Source organism: Nocardia seriolae NBRC 15557 (assembly GCF_007990715.1).
Classification (GTDB): domain Bacteria; phylum Actinomycetota; class Actinomycetes; order Mycobacteriales; family Mycobacteriaceae; genus Nocardia; species Nocardia seriolae.
Genome location: NZ_BJWY01000032.1, coordinates 1 through 24323 on the forward strand (window position 1 = coordinate 1; position 24323 = coordinate 24323).

Here is a 24323-nt window from a genome sequence, read left to right on the forward strand (position 1 = left end):
GCGCTGCCCGGGCCTATCTACTAACGTCCGCAGCCCGGTCCATGACGGCAGACGAAGAGCAGCAACTCGCTGACTTCGACGCGACCTGCGAGGAGTGGCGCAACGGTGCGTAGAGGAGACGTCTATCGGATCATTACGGTGACCGGCAGAGCGATGAACGCGCTGGTCATTTCCGATCTCGATGTCGCCGAGCCGATCGGCTACATCTTCATCACCCCCATCGTGGAATCGCCGGGCACACGCCAGCATGTGACCGCGCCGATTTCCGCCGTCGAGAACGGTTCCGCCGTCGTCTGGCGCACACAGGCTGTCCCTATCGCCCACCTCGAGAAGGGCGAGTTCGCCGGACGGGCTACCACCACCGAATTGGCCGAGGTCGACTCGCTATTGAAGGCGCTCTTCGGGCTTTAGCGGTCGCGCGGGAGCGGTGACGCGGCGCAGGCGGCCCGTGCCCGGGGCGCTGAGCCACACCGCGAAGGCCAGCAGGCCGTCCAGTACGAGCGCCAGGGCGGCCACCAGGATCGCGCCTACGAGGACCTTGTCGTAGCGGTAGAGGCTGATGCCGTCGAAGATGTATCGGCCCAGGCCGCCCAGATTCACGTAGGCGGCGATGGTGGCGGTGGCGACGACCTGGAGGGTGGCCGCGCGCAGACCGCTCAGCAGCACCGGCAGCGCGTTGGGCAGCTCGACCTGGAGCAGCACCCGCGGCTCGCTCATGCCCATGGCCCGGGAGGCGTCGACTACGGTCGGGTCCACATTCGCGATGCCCGCGTAGGAGCCCGCCAGCAGGGGTGGGATGCCGACGGTCAGCAGGGCGAGGAGTGGCGGGGTCAGGCCCAGTCCGAGCCAGAGCACGACGAAGGTGAGCACGCCCAGGGTCGGCAGCGCGCGCATGGAGTTGGCGAACCCGACGATGAGCGCCGAGCCGCGGCGGGTGTGCCCGATCAGCAGGCCGATCGGGACCGCGATCGCCGCCGAGAGGCCGACGGCCAGCAGGCTGTACCAGAGGTGCTGGAGGATGCGCTGCCAGATTCCGGCCGGGCCGGACCAGTTCGCACCGTCGGTGAGGAAGGACCAGGCGTCGGCGAAAAGGCTCATGCCGCATGTCCTTTCAGCCACGGCGTGGCCAATCTGCCCAGCACGTACAGCAATCGGTCCACGATGAGGGCCAGCACCAGCACGACGAGGATGCCCGCGATGATCTCGTCGGGATAGTCGCGCTGATAGCCCTGGGTGAACAGCTTGCCCAGCCCGCCGACGCCGATCAGCGCGCCGACGGTGACCATGGAGATATTGGTGACCGCCACCACGCGCAGGTTGGCCACGAAAACCGGTAGGGCCAGGGGGAATTCGACGGTGAGCACGCGCCGCAGCCGGGTGTAGCCGATGGCGTCGGCGGCGTCGAGGGTCTCGGCGGGCACCGAATCCAGGGCCGTCGGCACCGCGGTGACGAGCAGCGCCACCGAGTAGATGGTGAGGGCGATAACGACATTCAGCGGATCGATGACCCCGATGTTCAGCAGCGGCGGCAGAATCACGAACAGCGCCAGCGACGGAATCGTGTAGGCGATGCTGGCGGCGGTGGTGGTGATCCGCCGCAGCCATCGCGCCCGCGACGCCAGCGCCCCCGCCGGGACGGCGATCGCCAGGCCGAGCAGCAGCGGCAGCAGCGCCAGATACAGGTGGGTGCGGGCGTATCCGGCGATCTCGTCGAAATTGTCGATGAGGTACCTCACCGGGACTCCTCGAAGAAGGCCCGGTTGCGTTGGGCGTCCTCGGCGGTGCGCTGGCGATGCAGCTGTTCGAGCACGTCGCGGGCGTGTATCGCACCCACGGCCGCGCCGGAATCATCGATGGCCACACCGATTTCCGAGGGGGAGGAGATGGCGGCGTCGAGGGCTTGACGCAGGTCGCCACCGGGCGGGAAGAGCGAGCCGCCCGCGGCCACGCTGTTCGCGAGGGCGTGCCCGGCGCGTACCCCTTCCACGCCGGTGGTGTCGATCCAGCCCACCGGCTTCTTCGCGTCGTCGATGACCAGCCGCCATTCGCCCTTCGCCAAACGGATCTCGTGCACCCGGTCGGGCGTAACCGTCGAAAGTTCGTGCAGTGGAACCGTTTCGGCCGATCGGAACGAGAGCTCCCGGTAACCGCGGTCACGGCCCACGAATCCGGCCACGAAATCGGTTGCGGGCTGGGCGAGTACGGTCCGCGGTACATCGTGCTGCTGGAGGTAGCCGCCCGGCCCGAAGACGGCGATGTGATCGCCCAGCTTGATCGCCTCGTCGATATCGTGGGTGACGAAGACGATGGTCTTGTGCATTTCGGCCTGCAACCGCAGCATCTCTGCCTGCAACTCGGTGCGCACCACCGGGTCGACGGCGCTGAACGGCTCGTCCATCAACAGGATCGGCGGATCGGCCGCCAGCGCCCGCGCCACGCCGACCCGTTGCTGCTGACCGCCGGACAGCTGCGCCGGATAGCGTTGCGCCAGACCGCGATCCAGCCCGACGCGATCCATCACCTCCAGCGCCGCCTTGCGGGCGGCCCGGCGGGTCTGCCCGCGCAGCACCGGCACGGTGGCCACATTGTCGACCACGCTGCGATGCGGCAGCAGCCCCGCGTTCTGGATCACATACCCGATGCCCAGCCGCAGCTTGACCGGGTTGATGCGCGAAATATCCTGCCCGCCACCGGTGATCGTCCCCGCGGTGGGCCCGATCATGCGGTTGATCATGCGCATGGAGGTCGTCTTGCCGCATCCGGACGGCCCGACGAACACGGTGAACGACCCCGATTCGATGCGCAGATCGAGGTGGTGGACGGCGGTGGTGCCGTCCGGGTACGTCTTGCTGACGCCGGAGAATTCGATGTCGGACACCGTGTCACGCCCTCCCTATGCGATCGGCTTGTCGAGCCCCTGCGCGGCGACCCACTGCTTGGCGGCCGTGGCCGGCTCGGTCTTGCTGCTGCCGGAGACGGCGGTGTTGAGCGAGATGAGCTCGGCGGTGGTCAGTTTCGCCGATACGGCATCGAGCACCTTGAGCAGCTTGTCGCTCTTCTTGGCGGTATTGAACAGCGGCACCACGTTCTGCGGCGGGAAGTTGTGCTTGGGGTCGGCCAGCACCACCAGGTTGTTGGCGGTGATGGCGGGAGAGGTGGTGAAGATGTCAGCCGCGGTGACCTGGCCGTCGACCAGCGCCTTCACGGTGGCCGGGCCGCTGCCGTCGGCGATCGGCACGAAGTTGGCGGCCGGAATGTCGAGGCCGTAGTTCTTCTTCAGACCGGGCAGTCCGCCCGGGCGCTCGGCGAATTCCGCGGGCGCGGCCAGTTTCACCTCGGATGAGTGCGTGGCCAGGTCGGCGATGCTCTTCAGATTCCACTTGTCGGCGGTGGCCTTGGTGACCACGACCGCGTCGGAGTCCTCACCCGGCGCCGGGGTGCCGATGGCGAGCTGATCGCCCAGCGCCTTGGTCAGCGCCGCGTTCACCTCGTCGGGCGAGGTGGCGGTGCTCGACTTGTCCAGGTACTGCAGCAGGTTGCCGGTGTAGTCCGGGATCAGCGAGATGGCGCACTGCTTCAGTGCGGGCACGTAAGCCTCGCGGCTGCCGATATTGAGCTTGGAGTCGATGCTGAACCCGTTGGCGCGCAACGCTTCCGCGTACACATCGGCGACGGTCTCGGATTCCGGGAAGTTGGCCGAGCCGACGGTCACCTTATTGGTGTCGGAGCCGCAGTCGCCCCCGCCGCCGAGCGGGTTGGACTTACCGCCGCCACAGGCGGACAGCGCCATGGCCGCGGCCAACGCCACCGACGCGGCGAGAATCCTGAATACGGTCCGGGCGGTGCGCCTGCCGTCGGCGCGCGTGGTGATGAGCGAGTGCACTGTCGTCCTTCCGAGCGGGGTGCCTGCGGCGTGCGGGATGAATGGACCACCCCGAAACAGACCTAACTGTCCATATTGCCCGCTCTGTTCCGCGAACGTTGCCTACCCGAGGTCGGTTTCGCGATCTGGCGGATGCGGCCGAGCCATCCTCCCCGGCGTCCGCACCCTCCGGAAGCACTGCGATCAGGCTGCGGCAGACTGTTGCGGGTGTCCGCCGCAACAGCCGCTCTCGCGCGCCGCCTGACCCGTCCGCTGCTGGTCGCGGTGGTGGCGGCGGTCGCCGTCGCCTGCGGGAGCACCGACTCCGGGCCGGTATTGACCGTCGGCGCGGGCAATTCCGCGGAATCGATGATGATCGCCGAGATCTACGCGGGCGCGCTGGCGCGAAGCGGGCTGCACACGCGGACCAAGGAGCGCATGGGGGAGCGCAAGGACCTGCTCGCCGGGCTCGACTCGGACAGTATCGCGCTGTTCGGGGACGTCAGCGGGGATCTGCTGGCCGCGCTGGACTCGACCTCGATGGTGACCAAACCGGACGAGGTCAATGCGGCAGTGTCCAAGGCGCTTCCGGAAGGCGTGGTCGACTCCGATCCGGCCGACGGCACCGACCTGCGCCCCACCGTGGTCGCCGCCGCCTCCCGGCCCGCCGACTTCCCGTCCTCGCTGCAGAACCTGGGCCCGCGCTGCGAGGAGCTCAATATCGGCATCACCACCGGCCCGCCGCTGGACGCCCTGCGCGCCCCGCTGGATCCCATCCGCGACGTGCTGAACCCCCTGCGCAATGTCTACCACTGCGAATTCGCGCACGCGGTGACCTTCACCACCGACGCGACCCTGCGAAAAGCCCTCTCCGAAGGGGAGATCCAGCTCGCCGTGCTGACCGGACCGCCGTCCTTCCTCCCCGACGGCGGCGCGGACCTGACCCCGCTCGCCGACCCGGACTACGCTTTCCGCGCCGCGAGCGTCCTGCCGGTCATCCGCAAGGCCGCCCTCACCGACCAGCAGATTCGCAAACTCAATTACGTCGCAGGCGAACTCACCACCGTCGAGCTGGCCGACATGATCCACCAGGTCCGCGACCAGGGCGCGATCCCATCCGCCGTCGCCCGCGTCTGGCTCGACGCCCACGCGCTGTGAACGGGCGAGCGATCTGCTCGAACCACCCCGGCCGTCTCGTGCGGCGATCGCTACGAGTGCGAGGTCCGGTCTGTCGGCGCGCCGAGCAGTGAGCGGGTGAGAGCCGAAGCGGCGTCGTTCATTTCGGCCAGCGCGGCGGTCAGCTCGGCATCGTCCACGATCACCCGGTCCCGTTCCGGTTGTGCGGTAATGGCGCGCAGTGCCGCGCGGCGGAGCAGTTCCTTGATGAAGGAGGCGGTCTGCTCGGCGGTGGCCGCGACGATCGGGCCGAGGTCGGCGGTCACGGTCAGACCGCTGCTGTAGAGGGCGAGCAGTGCCGCGCGGCCGCGGGCGTCCGGTCGCGGGATCTCCACCGCGAGATCCACGCGGCCGGGCCGGTCGGCCAGCGCCGTCTCGAGTTCCCCGGCGCGATTGGTGGTCAGCAAGAAGGTGACATCGGCGTCGCCGCCGATGCCGTCCATGGCATCGAGCAGGCTGAACAGCAGGGGATTTCCGCTGGGGCTGTAACTGCGGTCCTTGGCGATGAGGTCGACGTCCTCGACCACGACCACGCTCGGTTGCAGGCGTCGCGCCAGCGCGGCGGCGGGATCGATCATGCGCATGGCCGGACCGCTGATCACGATGACGGTCGTGTCGGGAAGCCGCCCCATCAGATATCGGACGGTGTGGGTCTTGCCGGTGCCGGGTGCACCGTGCAGCAGCAGACCGCGCTTCACGTGCTGCCCGGCCGCCCGCAATCGCTGCCCGTACTCGGCGATGCCGACGGTGTGACGTTCGATCAGATCCAGCACGCCGTCGGGCAGCACCACGTCCGCCGGGCTCAGGTGCGGGCGCGGCAGGAAACTGACCAACTCGTTGCCGCGATGCTCACTGACTCCGAAGGACAGCACCTGACCCCGGTACACGTCGTGCTCGGCCATCAGCTGTTCGATCCGCTCGCGGGCGGCGGTGGCGGTAACCCGTTCGGCCGCAAGCACGACCAGCTGACACATCTGATTCCCGTACCGGGGATCCGCGCCGCGCACGCACAGCACCACCGGCTCACGGTTCGGCGCGGTGGTGTTCACCAGGCCGAGCTTCACGGCCTCGGTGGATTTGTCCGGGCCGATGGCCACCGTCGTGTAATCGACCGTGCCGAGTTCATAGAACCCGTGGCGGCGGGCATGGGTCAGCAGTCCCATGAGGTCGTCGCCCGACCGCTGCGCCCCCGCTATCCCGAACCAGTCGGGCGCGGACCCGCATTCGGCCACATAGGCATCCACCCCGCGCTGGACATTCGCGTGCTCCCACCCCGGCCACTCCTGGGTCACCATCGTGACCGCGGTCAGCTCCACCCCCAAATGCCCGAACACCTTCTCCACCAGCGGATTGACCTGCCCGTCCCCGGACACCGCATCCGCCGTGGCCTTGATGATCCGCTGCAGTTCCGCCGCGAACTCCCCGGCGTCGAACGCCTCACTCCCCATCCAGCCAAGCATCCTCGCCCTACCCCTGCGCCGCAATGACTTTCGCCCGCTACCGTGGATGGTCCGGCCGCACGCCGACCCGCGTGCGTGGCACCCTGGCGGCCGCGCTCATCGTGGTCGCGCGATGGGGGAGTGTCCGCGCAACGGCGTCACTGTTGCAGTGCCGCAGCCAGATCCGCGCTCAGCGCCAGTGCCGGTAGCGATGCGACCAGCATGTCGACGAGTGCCTCGCGGGTGATGGGTTTCTCGCGGAGCCAGGTGAGGACGACCTCTTCGACGAAGGCGATCCAGCCGCGGACGGCCAGGGCCAGACGCGGCTGGTCGGGGTCGTCGGCGGGGATGGGGGCCTCGGCGAGAATGCGTTCGGCGGTGGCCTGGCGGGCGTTCGCCACCAGTTCGGCCATTTCGGGACGCGTGCTGACCGGGCCGCGCAGCAATGCCTGGTAGGCCGAGCTGTTCTCGCTGACGTAGTCGATGTAGCGGTCGATGGAGTCGTGCAGCATGGCGTACAGGTCCAGGCTGCGGTCGGGGGCGGTGCGTTCCAGGAATTCGGCGTTGGCCTCGCGCAGGATGGCCAGCTGGAAGTCCTGCGTGGAGGAGAAGTAGTGGAACAGCAGGCCGCGGGAGATGCCGGCGCGGTCGGCGATCTCGGTGACGGAGATGTCCTCGAGATCGCGGTCGCGCAGCATTTCCACGCCCAGTGTGATGAGCTGCTGGCGGCGCTCGGCCGGGCTCAGGCGGACGCGCTTGCCGGCGGCTCCGGTTTCCGGTCTGCTCACGCTGCGCTCCTTGGTCACGAGTCCACTTTACTGAACGTGAGTCAATAGTATTGACTCGTGCTCAATAAGACCCTACTCTCGCGTATATGAGTCGCAAGGTTACAGACAAAGCTGTCGGCAACAATGCTGCTCGGGCTGGTGCTCGGCACGCACACGTGATCATCGTGGGCAGCGGGTTCTCGGGCCTGGGCCTGGCCATCCGGCTGAGCCAGCAGGGCCGCTCCGACTATCTCGTGCTGGAGCGCGGGAACGATGTCGGCGGCACCTGGCGAGACAACACCTACCCGGGCGCGGCCTGCGATGTGCCCTCGCAGCTGTACTCGTACTCCTTCGCGCTCAACCCGGAGTGGTCGCGCTCGTTCTCCAAGCAGCCGGAGATCCAGCGCTACATCCAGGGCGTCGCCGACAAGTACGGCGTGCGCGACAAGCACATCTTCAACTGCGAGATGACCGGTGCGCAGTGGAACGCCGCCGACGCGCGCTGGGAGATCCAGACCAGCCAGGGCGCGTTCACCGCCGACATCCTGGTTTCGGCCGTCGGCGCGCTGTGCGAGCCCAACCTGCCGGACATCAAGGGCATCAACGACTTCCGGGGCGAGATCTTCCACTCCGCCCGCTGGAACCACGACTCCGACCTGACCGGCAAGCGCGTCGCCGTCATCGGCACCGGCGCCTCCGCCATCCAGATCGTCCCGGCCATCGCGCCCAAGGTCGCGCACCTGGACGTCTATCAGCGCACCGCGCCCTGGCTGCTGCCCCGCAGCGACCGCGAGTACCTGGCCCCGGAGAAGTTCGCGCTCAAGCACATTCCGGCCCTGCGCGCGCTCTACCGCGCCGGCATCTATGCCGCCCGCGAGACCCAGGTGGTCGGTCTGGCCAAGTTCCCGCCCGCCATGCTCGCCCTCGAGGCCGTGGCGCGCGCCAAGCTGTTCGCCGAGGTGCGCGATCCGGAGCTGCGCCGCAAGGTCACCCCGGACTTCCGCATCGGCTGCAAGCGCATGCTCATCTCCAACGAGTACTACCCGGCGCTGAGCCGCGACAATGTCGATGTCGTCACCGATGGCATCAAGGAGATCCGCGAGGGCTCGATCGTCACCAAGGACGGAGTCGAGCGCGAGGTCGACGCCATCATCGTGGCCACCGGCTTCCACGTCACCGACTCGCCGGTCTACGACACCGTCTCCGGCCGCGACGGCCGTACCCTGGCAGAGGTTTTCGACGCCATCGGCCAGCAGGGCTACAAGGGCTCGGCCATCCACAACTACCCCAATATGTTCTTCATGCTGGGCCCGAACGTCGGCCTGGGCCACACCTCGATGGTGTTCATGATCGAATCGCAGATCAACTACATCGCCGACGCGGTGGCGCAGTTCGACAAGCTGGGCCTGCGCACCGTCGAGGTCCGCAAGGACGTGCAGGACGAGTTCAATGCCGAGCTGCAGCGCAAGCTGCAGGGCGCGGTGTGGAGCACCGGCGGCTGCGCCTCCTGGTACCTCGACAAGCACGGCAACAACACCACGCTGTGGCCGGACTTCACCTTCCGGTTCCGTAGTCTGCTGGAGCACTTCGACGTCTCGGCCTACGACACGACCACCGAGCCGGTCGCACTGGCCGTCTAGCTCGATCCCCAACTCAGGCAACCGAAAGCGGTAACCGTGAGCAATGATGCTTACTTCAAGGACAAGGTCTGTGTGATCACCGGTGCGGGTTCCGGCATCGGCCGCGCGCTGGCGGAGAACCTGGCCGGGCGCGGCGCGCACCTGGCGCTGTCCGACATCGACGCCGAGGGCCTCGCCGAAACGGTGAAGCGCTGCGAGAAGTTCGGCGTGAAGATCAAGTCCGATCGGCTCAACGTGGCCGAGCGCGAGTCCGTGCTGCTCTACGCCGACGAGGTGAACAAGCACTTCGGCAAGGTCAACCAGATCTACAACAACGCCGGCATCGCCCACTACGGCAATGTGCTCGAGACCCAGTTCAAGGACATCGAGCGCATCATGGACGTCGACTTCTGGGGCGTCGTCAACGGCACCAAGGCATTCCTGCCGTACCTCATCGACTCCGGTGCGGGCCACGTCGTGAACATCTCCAGCCTCTTCGGCCTGATCGCCGTCCCCGGCCAGAGTGCCTACAACGCCGCGAAATTCGCGGTGCGCGGCTTCACCGAAGCGCTGCGCCAGGAAATGCTGATGAGCGGCAAGCCGGTCAAGGTCACCTGCGTGCACCCCGGCGGCATCAAGACCGCCGTCGCCCGCAATGCCACCGTCTCCGAGGGCCTCGACCAGAAGAACCTGGCCGCCCTCTTCGACGCCAAGCTGGCCATGCACACCCCGGAAATGGCCGCGCAGACCATTACCGAGGCGGTCCGCAAGGGGCACGGCCGGGTGCTGATCGGCTGGGAGGCCAAGGCCCTGGACCTGTTCGTCCGCTCCACCGCCTCGTACTACCAGCGCATTGCCGCCGTGGTGCAGAAGCGCTTCCTGCCGTAAGGATCTTCCGGTCATGCTCGATGTGACACTGCCGCTGCCCATCGTCCGCGCCGCGCTGAATCCGGTCTTCCGGATCCTGCTCAACCACCGGCTGCCGTTCAGTGTCCAACGGGCGCTGATGGATTGGGGCGCACCCGCACAGCGCGCCCCGCGCGGCATCCATGTCGAGCGGGTCCGCCTCGGCGGCCGTCCCGCCGACCGCGTGACGGTGGGCCCGGTTTCGGACTCCGCCACCGTGCTGTACCTGCACGGTGGCGGTTACACGGTCGGCTCGCCCGCCACGCACCGCGCGCTGGCGGGCTACCTGGCCCGTGAAACCGCTTGCCCGGTACAGGTTCTGGACTACCGCCTGGCACCCGAGCATCCGTTCCCGGCGGCGCTCGACGACGCCGAGGCGGCGTTCCTGGAACTGGTGGCCGCCGGCTACCGGCCCGAACGCATTGCGGTCGCGGGTGATTCGGCCGGTGGCGGGCTCTCGCTCGCGCTGGCCGAACGGCTGCGCGACCGGCACGGGCTGGTTCCGGCCGCGCTCGGGCTGATCGCGCCCTGGGCCGACCCCAACGAGGTGCCGGCCCGGGGCCGCGATCTGATCATCAACCGGCCGTGGTCGCGGGCCTGCGCCGCCGCCTACCTGGGCGGGGGCGACGGCTCGGACCCCGGCTACGCGCCGCTGCTCGGTGAGCTGCGCGGGCTCCCGCCCACCTATGTCCAGGCCGATGTGGACGAGTTGCTGCACGACCAGTGCACGCGCCTGGTCGCGCAACTGCGCGCGGCCGGGGTGCCGACCGAGTTCACCGAGACCGAGGGACTCTGGCACGTCGCCCAGTTGCAGGCGGGGTTGGTCGGACCGGCCGCACAGGTCACGCGGGAACTCGGTGAGTTCCTCCGGAAGGCCCTGCGGCCTGCGCAAACCCGGTCCATAGGATAGAGACCGAAACCTGTCGGAGGGCCGTCCGGGAACCGGTTCGGGCCCTCCGCCGGGAGGTACCTGTGAACGTGGCGTAAATTACCGGCCAGTAGAACCCACTGTGGAAGGGCAGCGATGCGAGAGTTCGAAGTCCCGGCTACCTACACCATCCCGGAGAACGCCAACATGTCGGACGGCGCGTTCCGGCATGCGGCGCAGACGCCCGACCTGGTCGTCTTCAACACTCCGGACGGTAAGGGCGGCTGGAACGACGTCACGGCGACCGAATTCGCCAAGGCCGTCACCGATGTGGCCAAGGGTCTCGTCGCCTCCGGCATCGAACTCGGTGACCGCGTCGCCATCATGGCCGCCACCAGCTACGAGTGGGTCGTCCTCGACTTCGCCATCTGGGCCGCCGGCGGCTGCACCGTCGCCATCTTCGACAGCTCCGCCGCCGAACAGGTGCGCTGGATCCTGTCCGACTCCGGCACCAAGCTGATCGTCGTCCAGAACGACAAGCACCGGGCCACCGTCGCGGAAATCGAAGGCGGACTGGGCGATCTGAACGAAGTCCTGCAGATCGACAAGGGCGCGGTCGCCGAGCTGAAGGCCCGCGGCAAGGATCTCGACGACGCCGTCGTGCACGAGCGCCGCGCCCAGGTGAAGGCCGCCTCCCCGGCGACCCTCATCTACACCTCCGGCACCACCGGTCGCCCCAAGGGCGTCATGCTCTCGCACTCGAACCTGTACGCCGAGTCGGCCGCCGACCGCTCCGCCATGAGCGAGTTCCTGCGGCCCGGCTGCAAGTCGCTGCTGTTCCTGCCGCTGGCCCACGTCTTCGCCCGCGCCGTCGCGCTGGCCGCCTTCGACGCCGGTGTCGCCGTCGCGCACACCGCCGACTGGTCCACGCTGGTCGAGCAGTTCGGGCAGTACAAGCCGAACTTCATCCTCTCGGTGCCGCGCGTGTTCGAGAAGGTGTTCAACGGCGCCAAGCAGAAGGCGCACGACGGCGGCAAGGGCAAGATCTTCGACTACGCCACCGAGATCGCCATCGCCTACAGCCAGTCGCTGGAGAAGGGCGGGCCCAACATCCTGCTCAAGCTGCAGCACATGGTGTTCGACAAGCTGGTCTACGGCAAGCTGCGCGAGGCCATGGGCGGCCAGTGCGCCTCGGCCGTCTCCGGCGGCGGGCCGCTGGGATCGCGGCTGGGCCACTACTTCCGCGGCGCGGGCGTCACCATCTACGAGGGCTACGGCCTCACCGAATCCACCGCGGCCGTCAGCGTCAACACCCCCAAGTTCATCAAGGTCGGCTCGGTCGGCCGCCCGCTGCCGGGCCACGGCGCGAAGGTCGCCGACGATGGCGAGCTGCTGATCCGCGGCGGCGTCGTGTTCGCCGGGTACTGGAACAACCCGGACGCCACCGCCGACGCCTTCGACGCCGACGGCTGGTTCAAGACCGGTGACCTGGGCGCCATCGATGACAACGGCTTCATCTCCATCACCGGCCGCAAGAAGGAAATCCTGGTCACCGCGGGCGGCAAGAACGTCTCCCCGACCATGCTCGAGGATGCGCTGCGCCAGCACCCGCTGATCAGCCAGGTCATGGTGGTCGGCGACGGCGAGCCGTTCATCGGCGCGCTCATCACCCTCGACCAGGACGCCCTGCCGAGCTGGCTGGAGCGCAACGGGGTCGGGGCCGACACCCCGATCGAGCACGTCATCGAGAACCCGGCGCTGGTCGCCGAGATCAATGACGCGGTCGCGGCCACCAACAAGCTGGTCTCGCATGCCGAGGCGATCAAGAAGATCCGCATCCTGCCGGTCGACTGGACCGAGGAGGGCGGCGAGCTGACTCCGAAGCTGTCGCTCAAGCGGGCCGTGGTCATGAAGAAGTACGCGGCCGACGTGGACGCCATCTACAACGGCTGATCGCAGCCGGATCGGCCGAGGGGCTCGCGGATCTCCGCGGGCCCCTTCCCGTTTCCGGGTGAAGAGCCCGGTGGAGGGGATGAATAACGAATCCTCGTGATGTGGCGACCGGGTCTTTACCGGAAGCATCAATGCCATGAGCGACAACGCAATCCACCCCTTCCGTATCGATATTCCGCAGGTCGATCTGGATGATCTGCGGGACCGGCTGACCCGCACCCGCTGGATCGACGAGGTTTCCGGCACCGGCTGGGAACGCGGCGTGCCCACCGCCTACCTGCGCGAGCTCGTCGGGTACTGGGCCGAGAAGTTCGACTGGCGCGCAATCGAAGCCGAACTCAATATCCACCCGCAGTTCACCACCGTCATCGACGGGCAGCACCTGCACTTCCTGCACATCCGGTCCGAGTGGGCCGACGCCACCCCGCTGCTGCTGATCCACGGCTGGCCCGGTACCCCCGCCGACTTCCTCGATCTGATCGACCCCCTCACCGCGCCGAGCGAGCCCGGCGCACCAGCCTTCGACCTGGTGATCCCGACCCTGCCCGGGCACGGGTTCTCCGGCCCGCTCACCGAAACCGGCTGGAACGACGGCAAAGTCGCCGCCGCGCTGGCCGAGCTCATGACCCGGCTCGGCTATGAGCGGTTCGGGGTGCACGGCGGCGACCACGGCGCGTTCATCGCACCCAAGCTGGGCCGCGACTTCCCCGACCGTGTGCTCGGCGTGCACGTCAACGCCCTGGTCACCTTCCCCACCGGCGATCCCGCCGACATGGCCGCGCTGACCGAGGGCGAGCAGGCGCGACTGGCGGCCATGAAGCAGTTCCAGGACAACGGGTCGGCCTACATGAACCTGGCCGGTTCACGACCGGACACCATCGCGCAACTGCTCGCGGATTCGCCTGCGGGACAACTGGGTTGGATCGTCGAGAAGTACAAGGAGTGGACCGATGCCACCCGTGAACTGCCCGAGGACGCCATCGACCGCGACCGTATCCTGACCACGGTGGCCATCTACTGGCTCGCCGACACCGCGCGCAGCGCGGCGAGCTACTACTACGAGCGGTTCCACGACTACGCCATGTTCGCGCCCGGGCCGCGGGGCACGGTGCCGACCGGGGTCGCGGTCTTCACCACCGCGGACTTCGCCATCCGCCGCTTCGCCGAGAAGTCGCACAATATCGTGCACTGGTCGGAGTTCTACTCCGGCGGCCACTTCCCGGCGCTGGAGGTGCCGGAACTGCTCACCGGCGAGATCCGCGCCTTCTTCGCGGGACTGAACGACTGATCCACGCCGCCAACGTCATTCGGTAGGCCCCGCCCCGCGGGGCCTACCGCTTTGCGGGTAGCCGATCGAGGAAATCGGCGATGAGCGGGGCGATTTCGGCCAGGTGGGTTTCCAGGGCGAAGTGGCCGGTGTCGAACAGATGCAGTTCGGCGTCGGGGACGTCCGCCAGGTAGGCGTGGGCACCCGGCTCGGTGAAGAAGGGGTCGTTCGCGCCCCAGGCGATGAGCGTCGGGGGAGCGTATTTCCGCAGCCAGGACTGCCATTCGGGGTAACGGGCAACATTCGACTTGTAGTCGAAGGCGAGGGCCACCTGGGCCTCCTTGCGACCCGGCAGATCCAGATAGTGCTGGTCCAGGGTCCAGGCATCCGGATCGAGCAGGCCCGGGTCGGTGACACCCGCTTCGTATTGACCGCGAGTGCCTTCCAGCGTGAGCAACTGCCGGATGCCGTCCTCGTCGCCCTCGTGGTCCGGTCGCAGGTCGACGAGACCCTGTGCGGCCTCGGACAATCCGGCCTCGTAGGCATTGCCGTTCTGCACCACCAGGCCCGCGATCCACTCCGGATGCCGGGTCGCCAGGCGCAGGCCGACGGGTGCGCCGAAATCGAAGATGTACATGGTGAACCGGGCCAGGCCGAGGCGCTGGACGAAACCCTCGGTGATGTCGGACAGCCGGTCGAAGCTGTACTCGAAGTCGTCGGGGGCCACGGTGTTCCCGAAGCCCGGATAGTCGGGGGCGATGAGCCGGTAGCGGTCGCCGAGGGCATCGATGAGGCGGCGGAACTGGTGTGAGGCGGTGGGAAAACCGTGCAGTAGCAACAGCACCGGCGCATCCGCGCGGGCGGGTACGGACTCGCGGTAGAAGACCTCGACCCCGTCGACATCGAGACGGCGGTGCTGCACCAGGGGAAGTTCGCTCATGACTCCACATGCTTTCTCGTAACGATGTTGCATTAGTTTTACGCTTCGTTCTCCTAATGTGTCAATGGCTGGGTGTAGCATTAGCCGCGTGGCTGATCTCGAACCGCTGATCGGTGAACCCCTCGCCCTGGACCTGGTGAACACCCGGCCCGCCGGCGCTGATCTGCTGGAAACTCCTGAGCAACTGGCCGATTGGCTGCGACTGGAGGCCGACCGACTACCCGAGCCGCCCCCGGAACACCTCACCGGCAGCGACCTGGCCGCCGTCCACGCCGTGCGCGACCACACGGCCGCGGCCCTGGCCGCGCTGCTGGACGGTCGCCGCCCGCCGACCGCCGCGCTGAACGGACTCGTCGACGCGCAGAAGGCCGCCCCCGCCATCCGCCGCCTGGACTGGCACGGCAATACCGTCACCGAATCCGTGGCCCGCATCGGCACCCCGGGCGCTCGCCTGGCCGCCCACCTGGCCGACGCCGCCGCCACCCTGCTCCTGGACCCGGCCGTCCAGCGCATCAAACAGTGCGCCGCCCAGGACTGCGTCATGCTCTTCCGGCCCGCCCACTCCCGCCGCCAGTGGTGCTCGCCCGACCGCTGCGGAAACCGTGTCCGCGTCGCCCGCTACTACCAGCGGCACAAGGCGACCGAGTGGGTGTCACCGGCCGACCGTGAATGATCGACCACACCGGCGACGGCCGGACGTGAAGCCGGATCTCCGCGTCACTCTTCTGTAATTCTTCGATCGGGTTCGCGGGCCGAAGCGCGCAGTAGGGTCGGTTTCGTGGCTGATCGTGGAACGCGAATTGCCGGCGGGATCGTCGCGGGCGGGGTGACGCTCGGCGTGGCCGAGCTGGTGTCGGTGCTGGTCAGCCCCGACAGCACGCCGTTGCAGGCGGTGGGCGGGTGGATCGTCGACCACACGCCCGACGGGTTCCGCGAATGGGTGATCGGGCTGGTCGGCACGAATGACAAACTGCTGCTGTTCGTTTCGATGGGCGTGGCGGCGGTCGTGCTGGCCGGGGTGGCCGGGGTGATCGAGCGGGTGGGGCGGCCCTTCGGGTCGGTGCTGTTCGCGGCGTTCGGCCTGCTGTCCACCATCGCCGCGCTCGGGCGGCCGAATGCCTCCTGGATCTGGGCGCTGCCGTCGCTGATCGGCATGGTGGCCGGAATCCTGATGCTGCGCAGTCTGATCGAGAAGATCACCGCGCTCGACGAGGTGGCCGCCGAGCATATGGCCGTCGAGCGACGGCAGGTGCTGCGCGGGATCGGGATCGCGGGGGCTGCCGCGCTGGTTGCCGGGGTGGCGGGGCGGGTGATCGGGCTGCGGTCGCGGGATGTGTCGGCCGAGCGGGCCGATGTGGTGCTGCCGTCGCCGAGCGGGGTGGAACCGTCGGTCGAGCCCGGGGCGGATTTGCGGATTCCGGGGCTCACCCCGTACCTCACCAAGAACGCCGACTTCTATCGCATCGACACCGCGCTCACCGTGCCGCAGGTCAGCAAGGACGACTGGTCGTTGCGGATTCACGGCATGGTGGATCGCGAGATTCGCTTGAGCTATGCGGATCTCGCGGCCAAGCCGCCGATCGAGCGGCTGGTCACGCTGACCTGCGTCTCCAATCCGGTCGGCGGTGACCTCATCGGCAATGCGCGCTGGCTGGGCTATCGGCTCGACGAGCTCATCGCCGCGGCCGGGCCGCATCCGGACGCCGACATGGTGCTCTCGCGCAGCATCGACGGATTCACCGCGGGCAGCCCGCTGGCCGTGCTCGTGGACGGCCGCGACGCCATGCTCGCGGTCGGCATGAACGGTGAACCGCTGCCCACCGCGCACGGCTATCCCGCGCGCCTGGTGGTGCCCGGCCTCTACGGCTACGTCTCCGCCACCAAATGGGTGACCGAACTGGAGATCACCAGATTCGATCGGGCCGAGGCCTTCTGGACCAAGCGCGGCTGGTCGGCGAAGGGCCCCATCAAGACCGAATGCCGTATCGACACGCCCCGCGCGCACGGCACCTTCGGCGCGGGCAGGATCACCGTCGCCGGGGTCGCCTGGGCGCAGCATCGCGGCATCAAGGGCGTGGAAGTGCGTGTCGACCAGGGCGATTGGCAGCCCGCCCGCCTCGCGGTCGCCCCGTCCATCGATACCTGGGTGCAGTGGGCCTTCGACTGGGACGCCACCGGCACCGGCATCCACACCATCTGGGCGCGCGCCACCGACGGCACGGGCGAGACCCAGACCGACAAACAGGCCGACGTGGTCCCCGACGGCGCGACCGGATACCCCTCGCTCACAGTACGAATCAGCTGACTGGGAAAGACCGGTCGTTCGGCAGGTCGATCGCGGCGCGCCGATGCTGCGCGGGGGAAAGTTCCGAACGGCTCGTTTGTCGGCGTGCGCGGTTTAGGATCGGCGCGGCAGTCGCCGCCCGCCCGATCGAGGAGCCGAGGGAGCGCGCATGTCCGGAGTACTCGAATGGGCGCGGGCGGAAAACCTGCAGCCCGAACCGATCACGCTCGACGTCTGGAAGAAGCTGCCCCGCGACTTCTGCCGACTGGTCGAGGTGGTGAACGGCGATGTGGTGCGGGCCGAGTCGCCGCCGCTGGCGCACCGCAATGCCGCGCGCCGCCTGGCCTCCATGCTCGAGGCGGCCGCCGAAACCCATATGAGCCGATACAACGACGGCTGGCTATACGTCGGTGTGGATCAGGACGTGCTGCTGTGGGAGCACCCGCGGCTCACCGTCCGCCGCCCGGACGTCGTGTTGTTCTCCTGCGCCCCAGCCGATGTCGGCCCGTTGCAGGCCCCGCGGGGGAAGATCGCCATCGAGGTGGTCTCCCCGGCCACCGAACGCGTCGACACCGCCGACAAGCAGGCCGAGTACGCGCTGGCCGGAATCCCTTGGTACTGGCTGGTCTACATGGATCGCGACCGCGTGCACGCCATCCAGACCCACGTCCTGGTGCTGGGCCACTACCGCCCGCACCGCCGCCTGGACCCCTTCGTCGGCGAGACCCTGATGGACATGCCCATCGAGATCCGAGTCGACTGGACCCGCCTCATCAGCCTGATCCTGTGACGGCACGAAAAAGCGCTGCCCACCGGGAAATCCCGGCGGGCAGCGCTTTTCTTCGCGTGGCTCGCGCGACCGCCTCAGTGCGTGGCGTCGGCCTTCTGCGAGGCCTGTTCCGGCCGGCCGGCGGGCGCGCCGAAGCCGACGAACAGCGCCGAAGCCACCACACCGATCAATAGGATGCCCGCCGGCAGGTACATGGACTGGCTCAGCGCGGTGCTGAGCTTCTCCAGGATGGGACCCCGGACCGCCTCGGGCAGGCTGCTCAGGCTCTTGCCGCCGGTACCCTCACCGATCGGCCCGCTGGGCAGGTGCTGCGCGGAGATCCGCGCCGACAGCAGCGCGGCGACGGTGGCCGAACCGAGTACCGAACCCACCTGACGCATCGTGTTGTACACGCCCGCACCCGCACCCGCCTGCTGGATCGGCAGGTTGTGGGTGGCGACGCTGGCCAGCGGCGCCCAGATGCAGGCATTGGCGATACCGGCCACCCCGCCGATCACCAGGTACACCGGGATCGAGGCATCCGGCTTCATGAGCACCGCGAAGCCGAAGATGGTGGCCGCGAAGGCCGCGAAACCGATGGTCGGCAGCACCCGCGGCGGCATCCGGTCCGACAGCTTGCCGATGAGCGGCGCGGTCACACCGGTGAGAATCGCCATGGGCGCCAGCACCAGCGCCGAGCGCGTCGGCGACATGTCGCGCACCTGCTGCAGATAGAAGTAGAACGGCACGAAGGTCGCCGTGATCGCCGCGCCCATGGCCGCGATGGCAACGCTGGACAGCGCGAAATTGCGATCCTTGAACAAGCCCAGCGGCACCAGCGGCTCCCCGTTATTGCGGGACTGGTTGTAGACGAACAAGCCCAGCACCGCCACACCGGCGATGATCATGCCCCAGATGACGCCGTCCCAATCACGGGTATTGCCCTCCTGGATGCCGAACACCAGCAGGAACATGCCCACCGCCGAGAGCGCCACGCCGACCAGATCGAACTTGTGCTCATGGGTTTCCAGCGACGGCACCAGCCACACCGCGAGCGCGAAGGCCACCACGCCGATCGGCACATTGATGTAGAAGATCCACTCCCAGCCCTTCCAATCCACCAGTGCGCCACCGAGGATCGGGCCGACCAGGGTGGCCAGCCCGGCCACGCCGCCCCACAGGCCCATGGCCGCGCCGCGCTTGTCCGGCGGGAAGGTGCGGGTGATGACGGCCATGGTCTGCGGCGTCATGAGCGCCGCGCCGAGACCCTGCACGGCGCGGGCCGCGATCAGCATCTCGATGCTGCCCGACAGCGCGCACCACAGCGAGGCGGCGGTGAACACGGCCAGGCCGAGCAGGTAGATGTTCTTGGGACCGAAGCGATCTCCGAGCCGCCCGGTCACCAGCAGCGGCACCGCGTAGGTGAGCAGGTAGGCGCTGGTCGCCCAGATGACCTTGTTGATATCGGCATCGAGGGACCGCATGATCGCCGGATTGGCCACCGCGACGATGGTCATGTCCAGCAGGATCATGAAGAACCCGACGACCAGCGCGTATAGCGCCAGCCACGGATTGCGTTGAGTGGACATGGATTCGGGTTCCTATCTCAGGGGGTGGTTTGGCTGCCGACGCGTTCGCCGGATACCTCGTCGAAGTTCTCCCACTCGAGGTCGCCGCTCTCGAGTTCGGTGATGAAGCCGCGCAGCCATTCGGCTTCGGCGGCGGCCTGTGCGCGCACGTAGTCGACCCGGATCCAGTACCGCCGCGGCACCTCGCGCGCGACGGCCAGCTCGCGGAGTGAGGTGAGATCGGCGATCCTGGTGTCGATCCAAGAAACGCGTTCGCGGAGTGCGGCGGCGACCTCGTCCACAGGCAAATTGTGCGCTTCGGCCAAAGCGGGCACGAAGGCCGGGTATTCCTGCACCGGTTCGCGCAGCAGCTCGGTCACCCGGAACCGCAGGGCTTCCCGGCCCGCCCGCCGAATCCGGTAGGTGGTGCGTTCCGGCCGGTTACCGGCCCGATCGGTGCCCTCGGCGGCCACCAGTTCCTGATCCGCCAGCCGCGCCACCGTGTGATACAGCGAGCCCGGCTTGACCTTCACGAATTCGTCCTCGTGCCTGCTCAACAGCAGCTGGTACATCTCGTACGGGTGCATCGGGCGTTCCTCCAGCAGTGCGAGGACCAGCAGCGCCAGGGGCGTCAGCTTGGGTACCGCCTGCTTTCCGGTCACATCGACCTCCATTTCCCGACGACGGTAGCGCCCGTCCCCGACATCCTCCGCACCAAATATTCCGCGTGGAATATACGACGCGGAACATGTGCGGCGCAACCCCCTCGCCCCGCCCCGCGGCGTGTGTGAGTCCGGTCACTGGACCGTGAAATGCCTTGTCGCACGCGACTTCCCGGCGGGCACCTACCAAAACTGGTCGGTAGCATTAATTTCGCTAGGGAAGTAGCAGAAAGAGGTATGCGCAATGTCCGATCAGGAATCGAACACCCAGGAAACCGCCGCCGCCGACGGCATCGCCGCCATGATGGCCGCCTGGGACATCAAGGGCACCAGCGATTCCGCCGACGCCGCGGGCGACGCGGACAAGTAAGGGCGACGCGGACAGGTAATCCGCACCCGCGCAACGGAAAAGCCGCCCGCCGGATCGAAAGATCCAGCGGGCGGCTTCGTTTCGCCGTGTGTCGGTCCGATCAGACGGTCGGAGCCAACGCCTCGTCGATGATCTCCTGCTGCTCCACCGCGTGCACCTTGGACGAACCCGAGGACGGGGCCGACATGGCGCGACGCGAGATCCGGCGCAGCTTGCCGAACCGGGCCGGGAGGATCTCCGGCAGGTTCAGGCCGAAGAACGGCCACGCACCCTGGTTGGCCGGCTCCTCCTGGACCCACGCCAGATCGGTGGCGTTCGGGTACTGCTCCAGGGCCTCGTTGAGGCGGAACTTCGGGATCGGGTACAGCTGCTCGACGCGCACGATGGCCACGTCCTCGCGGTTGTGCTTGTTCTTCTCGGCCGCCAGCTCGTAGTAGATCTTGCCGGAGGTGAGCAGCACTCGCTTGACCTTGGTGCGGTCGCCGTTGCCCGACTCGTAGGTGGGCTCCTCGAGCACGGTGCGGAACTTGTTGTCCGTGAAGTCCTCGACCTCGGAGATCACGGCCTTGTTGCGCAGCATGGACTTCGGGGTGAAGACCACCAGCGGGCGGCGGATGCCGTCGAGGGCGTGGCGGCGCAGCAGGTGGAAGTAGTTCGACGGGGTGGAGGGGACCGCCACAGTCATCGAACCCTCGGCGCACAGCTGCAGGAAGCGCTCGATGCGACCCGAGGTGTGGTCGGGACCCTGGCCCTCGTGACCGTGCGGCAGCATCAGCACGACCTCGGAGAGCTGGCCCCACTTGGCCTCACCGGAGGAGATGAACTCGTCGATGATGGACTGCGCGCCGTTGACGAAGTCACCGAACTGCGCCTCCCACAACACGAGTGCGTCCGGGTTGCCCAGCGAGTAGCCGTACTCGAAGCCGACCGCCGCGTACTCCGACAGCGCCGAGTCGTGCACCGCGAACCAGCCCGGGTTCGCCGACCCGATGTTGTGCAGCGGGGTGTACTCGTCACCGTTCTTGCGGTCGATGATCACCGAGTGCCGCTGCGAGAAGGTGCCGCGGCGCGAGTCCTGACCGGTCAGGCGGACGGCCTTGCCCTCGTCGATGAGCGAGCCGAAGGCCAGCAACTCGGCCATGGCCCAGTCGACCTTGCCCTCGTAGGCCATCTCGCGGCGCTTCTCCAGCACCGGCTTGACGCGCGGGTGCACGGTGAAGCCCTCGGGCACGTTCACGAACGCGTCGCCGATGCGCTGCAGCACCGTCTTGTCCACGGCGGTAATGAGATTCGGCGGCATCGCCTGCTCGTCCTCGACCGACTCCGACGCCTCCGGCGGGAACTTCTCCAGCTCGCGCACCTCGTTGAAGATCCGCTCCAGCTGACCCTGGTAGTCGCGCAGGGCGTCTTCGGCTTCCTTCATGGAGATGTCGCCACGGCCGATCAGCGACTCGGTGTACGCCTTGCGGACCGAGCGCTTGGTGTCGATCACGTCGTACATGCCCGGCTGGGTCATCGACGGGTCGTCGCCCTCGTTGTGGCCGCGGCGGCGGTAGCAGATCATGTCGATCACGACGTCGCGCTGGAACTTCTGGCGGTAGTCGACGGCGAGCTTGGCCACCCACACGCAGGCTTCCGGATCGTCGCCGTTCACGTGGAAGATCGGCGCACCGATGAACTTCGCGATGTCGGTGGAGTATTCGGTGGAGCGCGAGTACTCCGGCGCGGTGGTGAAGCCGATCTGGTTGTTCACCACGATGTGCACGGTGCCGCCGGTGCGGTAGCCGCGCAGGCCCGACAGGTTCAGGGTCTCGGCGACGACACCCTGGCCGGCGAAGGCCGCGTCACCGTGCAGCATGAGCGGCACGACGGAGAACGAGCGGTTCTCCTCGCCGGTGGCGACGATGTCTTCCTTGGTGAGCAGATCCTGCTTGGCGCGCACCAGACCCTCGAGCACCGGGTCGACGGCCTCGAGGTGGGACGGGTTGGCGGTCAGCGAGACCTCGATCTCGTTGTCGCCGAACATCTGCAGGTAGGTGCCGCGCGCACCGAGATGGTACTTCACGTCGCCGGAACCGTGGGTGGCGGCCGGGTTCATATTGCCCTCGAACTCGGTGAAGATCTTCGAGTAGGGCTTGCCCACGATGTTCGCCAGCACGTTCAGGCGGCCGCGGTGCGGCATGCCGATGACGACCTCGTCGAGGGCGTACTCGGCGCACTGGTCGATGACGGCGTCCATCATCGGAATGACCGACTCCGCGCCCTCGAGCGAGAAGCGCTTCTGGCCGACGTATTTGGTCTGCAGGAAGGTCTCGAACGCCTCGGCCGCGTTGAGCCGGGACATGATGTACTTCTGCTCGGCCACAGTGGGTTTCGCGTGCTTCTGCTCCACGCGCTCCTGAATCCAGCGCAGCTGCTCGGGATCCAGGATGTGGGTGTACTCCACGCCCACGTGGCGGGCGTAGGCGTCGCGCAGGATGGACAGCACGTCGCGCAGCTTCATGCGCTCCTGGCCGTGGAAGCCCGCGACATTGAATTCGCGGTCCAGGTCCCACAGGGTCAGGCCGTGCTGGGTGACATCCAGGTCCGGGTGCGAGCGGAACTTGTCCTTGACCAGCCGTAGCGGATCGGTGTCGGCCATCAGGTGGCCGCGGCTGCGGTAGGCGTTGATCATCTCCTGCACGCGGGTCGACTTGTCGATGCCGCGTTCCTGAATGTCCTTGCGCCAGCGCACCGGCTCGTAGGGGACACCCATGCCGTGGAAGATCTCGTCGTAGAACTCGTCGGAGATCAGCAGGTTGTGGATGGTGCGCAGGAAGTCGCCGGACTCCGCGCCCTGGATGACGCGGTGGTCGTAGGTCGAGGTCAGCGTCATCAGCTTGCCGATGCCCAGCTCGGCCAGCTGGCCGTCGCTCATGCCCTGGAACTCGGCCGGGTACTCCATGGCGCCCGCGCCGATGATCGCGCCCTGGCCCTGCATCAGGCGCGGCACCGAGTGGTTGGTGCCGATGGTGCCCGGGTTGGTCAGCGAGATGGTGATGCCGGCGCAGTCGTCGGTGGTCAGCTTGGAGTCGCGGGCGCGGCGGACGATGTCCTCGTAGGCGCTGTGGAACTGCGCGAAGGTCATGCCCTCGGTGTTCTTGATGGCCGCGACCGCGAGCGAACGGCTGCCGTCCTTGGCCTTGAGGTCGATGGCCAGACCGAGATTGGTGTGCGCCGGGGTGACCGAGTTCGGCTTCCCGTCGACCTCGGCGAAGTGCCGGTTCATGTTCGGGAAGGCCTTGATGGCCTGCACGATCGCGTAGCCCAGCAGGTGGGTGAAGGAGATCTTGCCGCCGCGGGTACGGGCGAGATGGTTGTTGATGACCAGACGGTTGTCGATCATCAGCTTGGCCGGAATCGCGCGCACCGAGGTAGCGGTGGGGATCGCCAGCGAGGCCGACATGTTCTTGACGATGGCCGCGGCGGGGCCGCGCAGCACCTTGGTCTCGTCCTCGGCGGCGGGCTTCGGACCACCGGAGGTCGGGGCCGCGTTCGACGCGGGTGCGGGAGTGGTCTGGGGGGCTCGAACCTGAGCGGGAGCCGGGGCGGGCGCGGGGACGACCGGAGGGGGAGGGGCTACAGGGGTGGAATTCACGACGGGCGCGGGGGCCGCAGCGGCGGGGGGAGCCGGAGCGACGACGGCGGCGGCCGCCTGGCTGTTGTTACCGGATTCGGCAGTGTTCTCAGGGGTGTAATCCGCCAGGAACTCGTGCCAGCTTTCGTCGACGGACGACGGGTCTTGCTTGTACTTCGCGTACATCTCGTCGACAAGCCACTGGTTCTGTCCGAACTGGTCTGTTGAGCTGCTCACAGCAGGTGTTCGCCTCATTT

The 24323-nt window shown here is 67.8% G+C and carries 21 protein-coding genes; 11 read left to right on the plus strand and 10 right to left on the minus strand.

Annotated features, from left to right (window positions below):
* Window positions 1-153 precede the first annotated feature (153 nt).
* Window positions 154-411 (plus strand): hypothetical protein, encoded by a 258-nt coding sequence (locus tag NS2_RS12580; RefSeq protein WP_033087543.1) that lies wholly within the window; start codon window positions 154-156, stop codon window positions 409-411.
* On the opposite strand, the gene NS2_RS12585 is transcribed toward NS2_RS12580, so the two are convergent.
* Genes NS2_RS12585 through NS2_RS12600 form a run of 4 tightly spaced genes read right to left on the minus strand, consistent with a single transcriptional unit; the run spans window position 385 to window position 3790 of the window.
* Window positions 385-1098 (minus strand): ABC transporter permease, encoded by a 714-nt coding sequence (locus NS2_RS12585; protein ID WP_033087544.1) that lies wholly within the window; start codon window positions 1096-1098, stop codon window positions 385-387. The genes NS2_RS12580 and NS2_RS12585 overlap by 27 nt on opposite strands.
* The gene (locus NS2_RS12590) at window positions 1095-1736 is read right to left on the minus strand and encodes an ABC transporter permease (protein WP_033087545.1); all 642 of its coding nucleotides are present in this window, start codon (window positions 1734-1736) and stop codon (window positions 1095-1097) included. Before NS2_RS12590 ends, NS2_RS12585 begins: the two co-directional genes overlap by 4 nt.
* Window positions 1733-2878, minus strand: coding sequence for an ABC transporter ATP-binding protein (locus NS2_RS12595; protein WP_036546107.1), 1146 nt, complete (start codon window positions 2876-2878; stop codon window positions 1733-1735). The genes NS2_RS12590 and NS2_RS12595 overlap by 4 nt, the downstream gene beginning before the upstream one ends.
* A 15-nt stretch (window positions 2879-2893) precedes the next feature.
* Complete coding sequence (locus tag NS2_RS12600; protein ID WP_081985859.1) at window positions 2894-3790, minus strand: ABC transporter substrate-binding protein; 897 nt, start codon at window positions 3788-3790, stop codon at window positions 2894-2896.
* A 300-nt stretch (window positions 3791-4090) separates the two neighbouring features.
* Here NS2_RS12600 and NS2_RS12605 point away from each other — a divergent pair, with 300 nt between their 5' ends.
* Window positions 4091-5020 carry a glycine betaine ABC transporter substrate-binding protein gene (locus NS2_RS12605; RefSeq protein ID WP_033087547.1) on the plus strand — a complete coding sequence of 310 codons (930 nt, stop codon included), beginning with the start codon at window positions 4091-4093 and terminating at the stop codon, window positions 5018-5020.
* 50 nt (window positions 5021-5070) lie between these two features.
* Here the strand turns inward: NS2_RS12605 and NS2_RS12610 are convergent, their stop codons facing one another.
* Together NS2_RS12610 and NS2_RS12615 are read right to left on the minus strand one after the other, a co-directional pair.
* Window positions 5071-6486, minus strand: coding sequence for an AAA family ATPase (locus tag NS2_RS12610; RefSeq protein ID WP_033087548.1), 1416 nt, complete (start codon window positions 6484-6486; stop codon window positions 5071-5073).
* 149 nt (window positions 6487-6635) lie between these two features.
* Window positions 6636-7265 carry a TetR/AcrR family transcriptional regulator gene (locus tag NS2_RS12615; protein WP_033087576.1) on the minus strand — a complete coding sequence of 210 codons (630 nt, stop codon included), beginning with the start codon at window positions 7263-7265 and terminating at the stop codon, window positions 6636-6638.
* Between the two features lie 86 nt (window positions 7266-7351).
* Here NS2_RS12615 and NS2_RS12620 point away from each other — a divergent pair, with 86 nt between their 5' ends.
* From NS2_RS12620 to NS2_RS12640, 5 genes are all read left to right on the plus strand, one after another.
* Entirely contained in the window at window positions 7352-8884 is a 1533-nt protein-coding gene (locus tag NS2_RS12620; protein WP_033087549.1) for a flavin-containing monooxygenase, read from the plus strand.
* A 36-nt stretch (window positions 8885-8920) separates the two neighbouring features.
* Window positions 8921-9751: an SDR family NAD(P)-dependent oxidoreductase gene (locus tag NS2_RS12625; protein WP_033087550.1), complete on the plus strand. Its 831-nt coding sequence runs from the start codon at window positions 8921-8923 to the stop codon at window positions 9749-9751.
* Window positions 9752-9764: 13 nt separating this feature from the next.
* Window positions 9765-10679 carry an alpha/beta hydrolase gene (locus tag NS2_RS12630; RefSeq protein WP_033087551.1) on the plus strand — a complete coding sequence of 305 codons (915 nt, stop codon included), beginning with the start codon at window positions 9765-9767 and terminating at the stop codon, window positions 10677-10679.
* A gap of 114 nt (window positions 10680-10793) precedes the next feature.
* Window positions 10794-12590 carry an AMP-dependent synthetase/ligase gene (locus NS2_RS12635; protein WP_033087552.1) on the plus strand — a complete coding sequence of 599 codons (1797 nt, stop codon included), beginning with the start codon at window positions 10794-10796 and terminating at the stop codon, window positions 12588-12590.
* 136 nt (window positions 12591-12726) lie between these two features.
* Entirely contained in the window at window positions 12727-13878 is a 1152-nt protein-coding gene (locus tag NS2_RS12640) for an epoxide hydrolase family protein (RefSeq protein ID WP_033087553.1), read from the plus strand.
* 43 nt (window positions 13879-13921) lie between these two features.
* On the opposite strand, the gene NS2_RS12645 is transcribed toward NS2_RS12640, so the two are convergent.
* A complete protein-coding gene (locus NS2_RS12645; protein ID WP_033087554.1) occupies window positions 13922-14797 on the minus strand; it encodes an alpha/beta fold hydrolase in 876 nt (291 codons plus the stop codon).
* Between the two features lie 88 nt (window positions 14798-14885).
* Here NS2_RS12645 and NS2_RS12650 point away from each other — a divergent pair, with 88 nt between their 5' ends.
* The 3 genes from NS2_RS12650 to NS2_RS12660 all read left to right on the plus strand — a co-directional run bounded on the left by NS2_RS12650 (window position 14886) and on the right by NS2_RS12660 (window position 17871).
* On the plus strand, window positions 14886-15470 hold the full coding sequence (locus NS2_RS12650; protein ID WP_033087555.1) for a CGNR zinc finger domain-containing protein: 585 nt from the start codon (window positions 14886-14888) through the stop codon (window positions 15468-15470).
* A gap of 105 nt (window positions 15471-15575) precedes the next feature.
* Window positions 15576-17102, plus strand: coding sequence for a molybdopterin-dependent oxidoreductase (locus tag NS2_RS12655; protein ID WP_045437172.1), 1527 nt, complete (start codon window positions 15576-15578; stop codon window positions 17100-17102).
* Between the two features lie 148 nt (window positions 17103-17250).
* On the plus strand, window positions 17251-17871 hold the full coding sequence (locus NS2_RS12660) for a Uma2 family endonuclease (RefSeq protein ID WP_147207172.1): 621 nt from the start codon (window positions 17251-17253) through the stop codon (window positions 17869-17871).
* Window positions 17872-17945: 74 nt separating this feature from the next.
* On the opposite strand, the gene NS2_RS12665 is transcribed toward NS2_RS12660, so the two are convergent.
* Together NS2_RS12665 and NS2_RS12670 are read right to left on the minus strand one after the other, a co-directional pair.
* A complete protein-coding gene (locus NS2_RS12665; protein WP_033087556.1) occupies window positions 17946-19439 on the minus strand; it encodes a DHA2 family efflux MFS transporter permease subunit in 1494 nt (497 codons plus the stop codon).
* Between the two features lie 17 nt (window positions 19440-19456).
* Window positions 19457-20080: a PadR family transcriptional regulator gene (locus NS2_RS12670; protein WP_033087579.1), complete on the minus strand. Its 624-nt coding sequence runs from the start codon at window positions 20078-20080 to the stop codon at window positions 19457-19459.
* Window positions 20081-20324: 244 nt separating this feature from the next.
* Between NS2_RS12670 and NS2_RS37420 the strand changes: the two genes are divergently transcribed.
* A complete protein-coding gene (locus tag NS2_RS37420) occupies window positions 20325-20450 on the plus strand; it encodes a hypothetical protein (protein WP_256255711.1) in 126 nt (41 codons plus the stop codon).
* Window positions 20451-20550: 100 nt separating this feature from the next.
* Here NS2_RS37420 and NS2_RS12675 read toward each other — a convergent pair whose 3' ends face one another.
* Window positions 20551-24321 carry a multifunctional oxoglutarate decarboxylase/oxoglutarate dehydrogenase thiamine pyrophosphate-binding subunit/dihydrolipoyllysine-residue succinyltransferase subunit gene (locus NS2_RS12675; RefSeq protein ID WP_081985857.1) on the minus strand — a complete coding sequence of 1257 codons (3771 nt, stop codon included), beginning with the start codon at window positions 24319-24321 and terminating at the stop codon, window positions 20551-20553.
* Window positions 24322-24323: the final 2 nt, after the last annotated feature.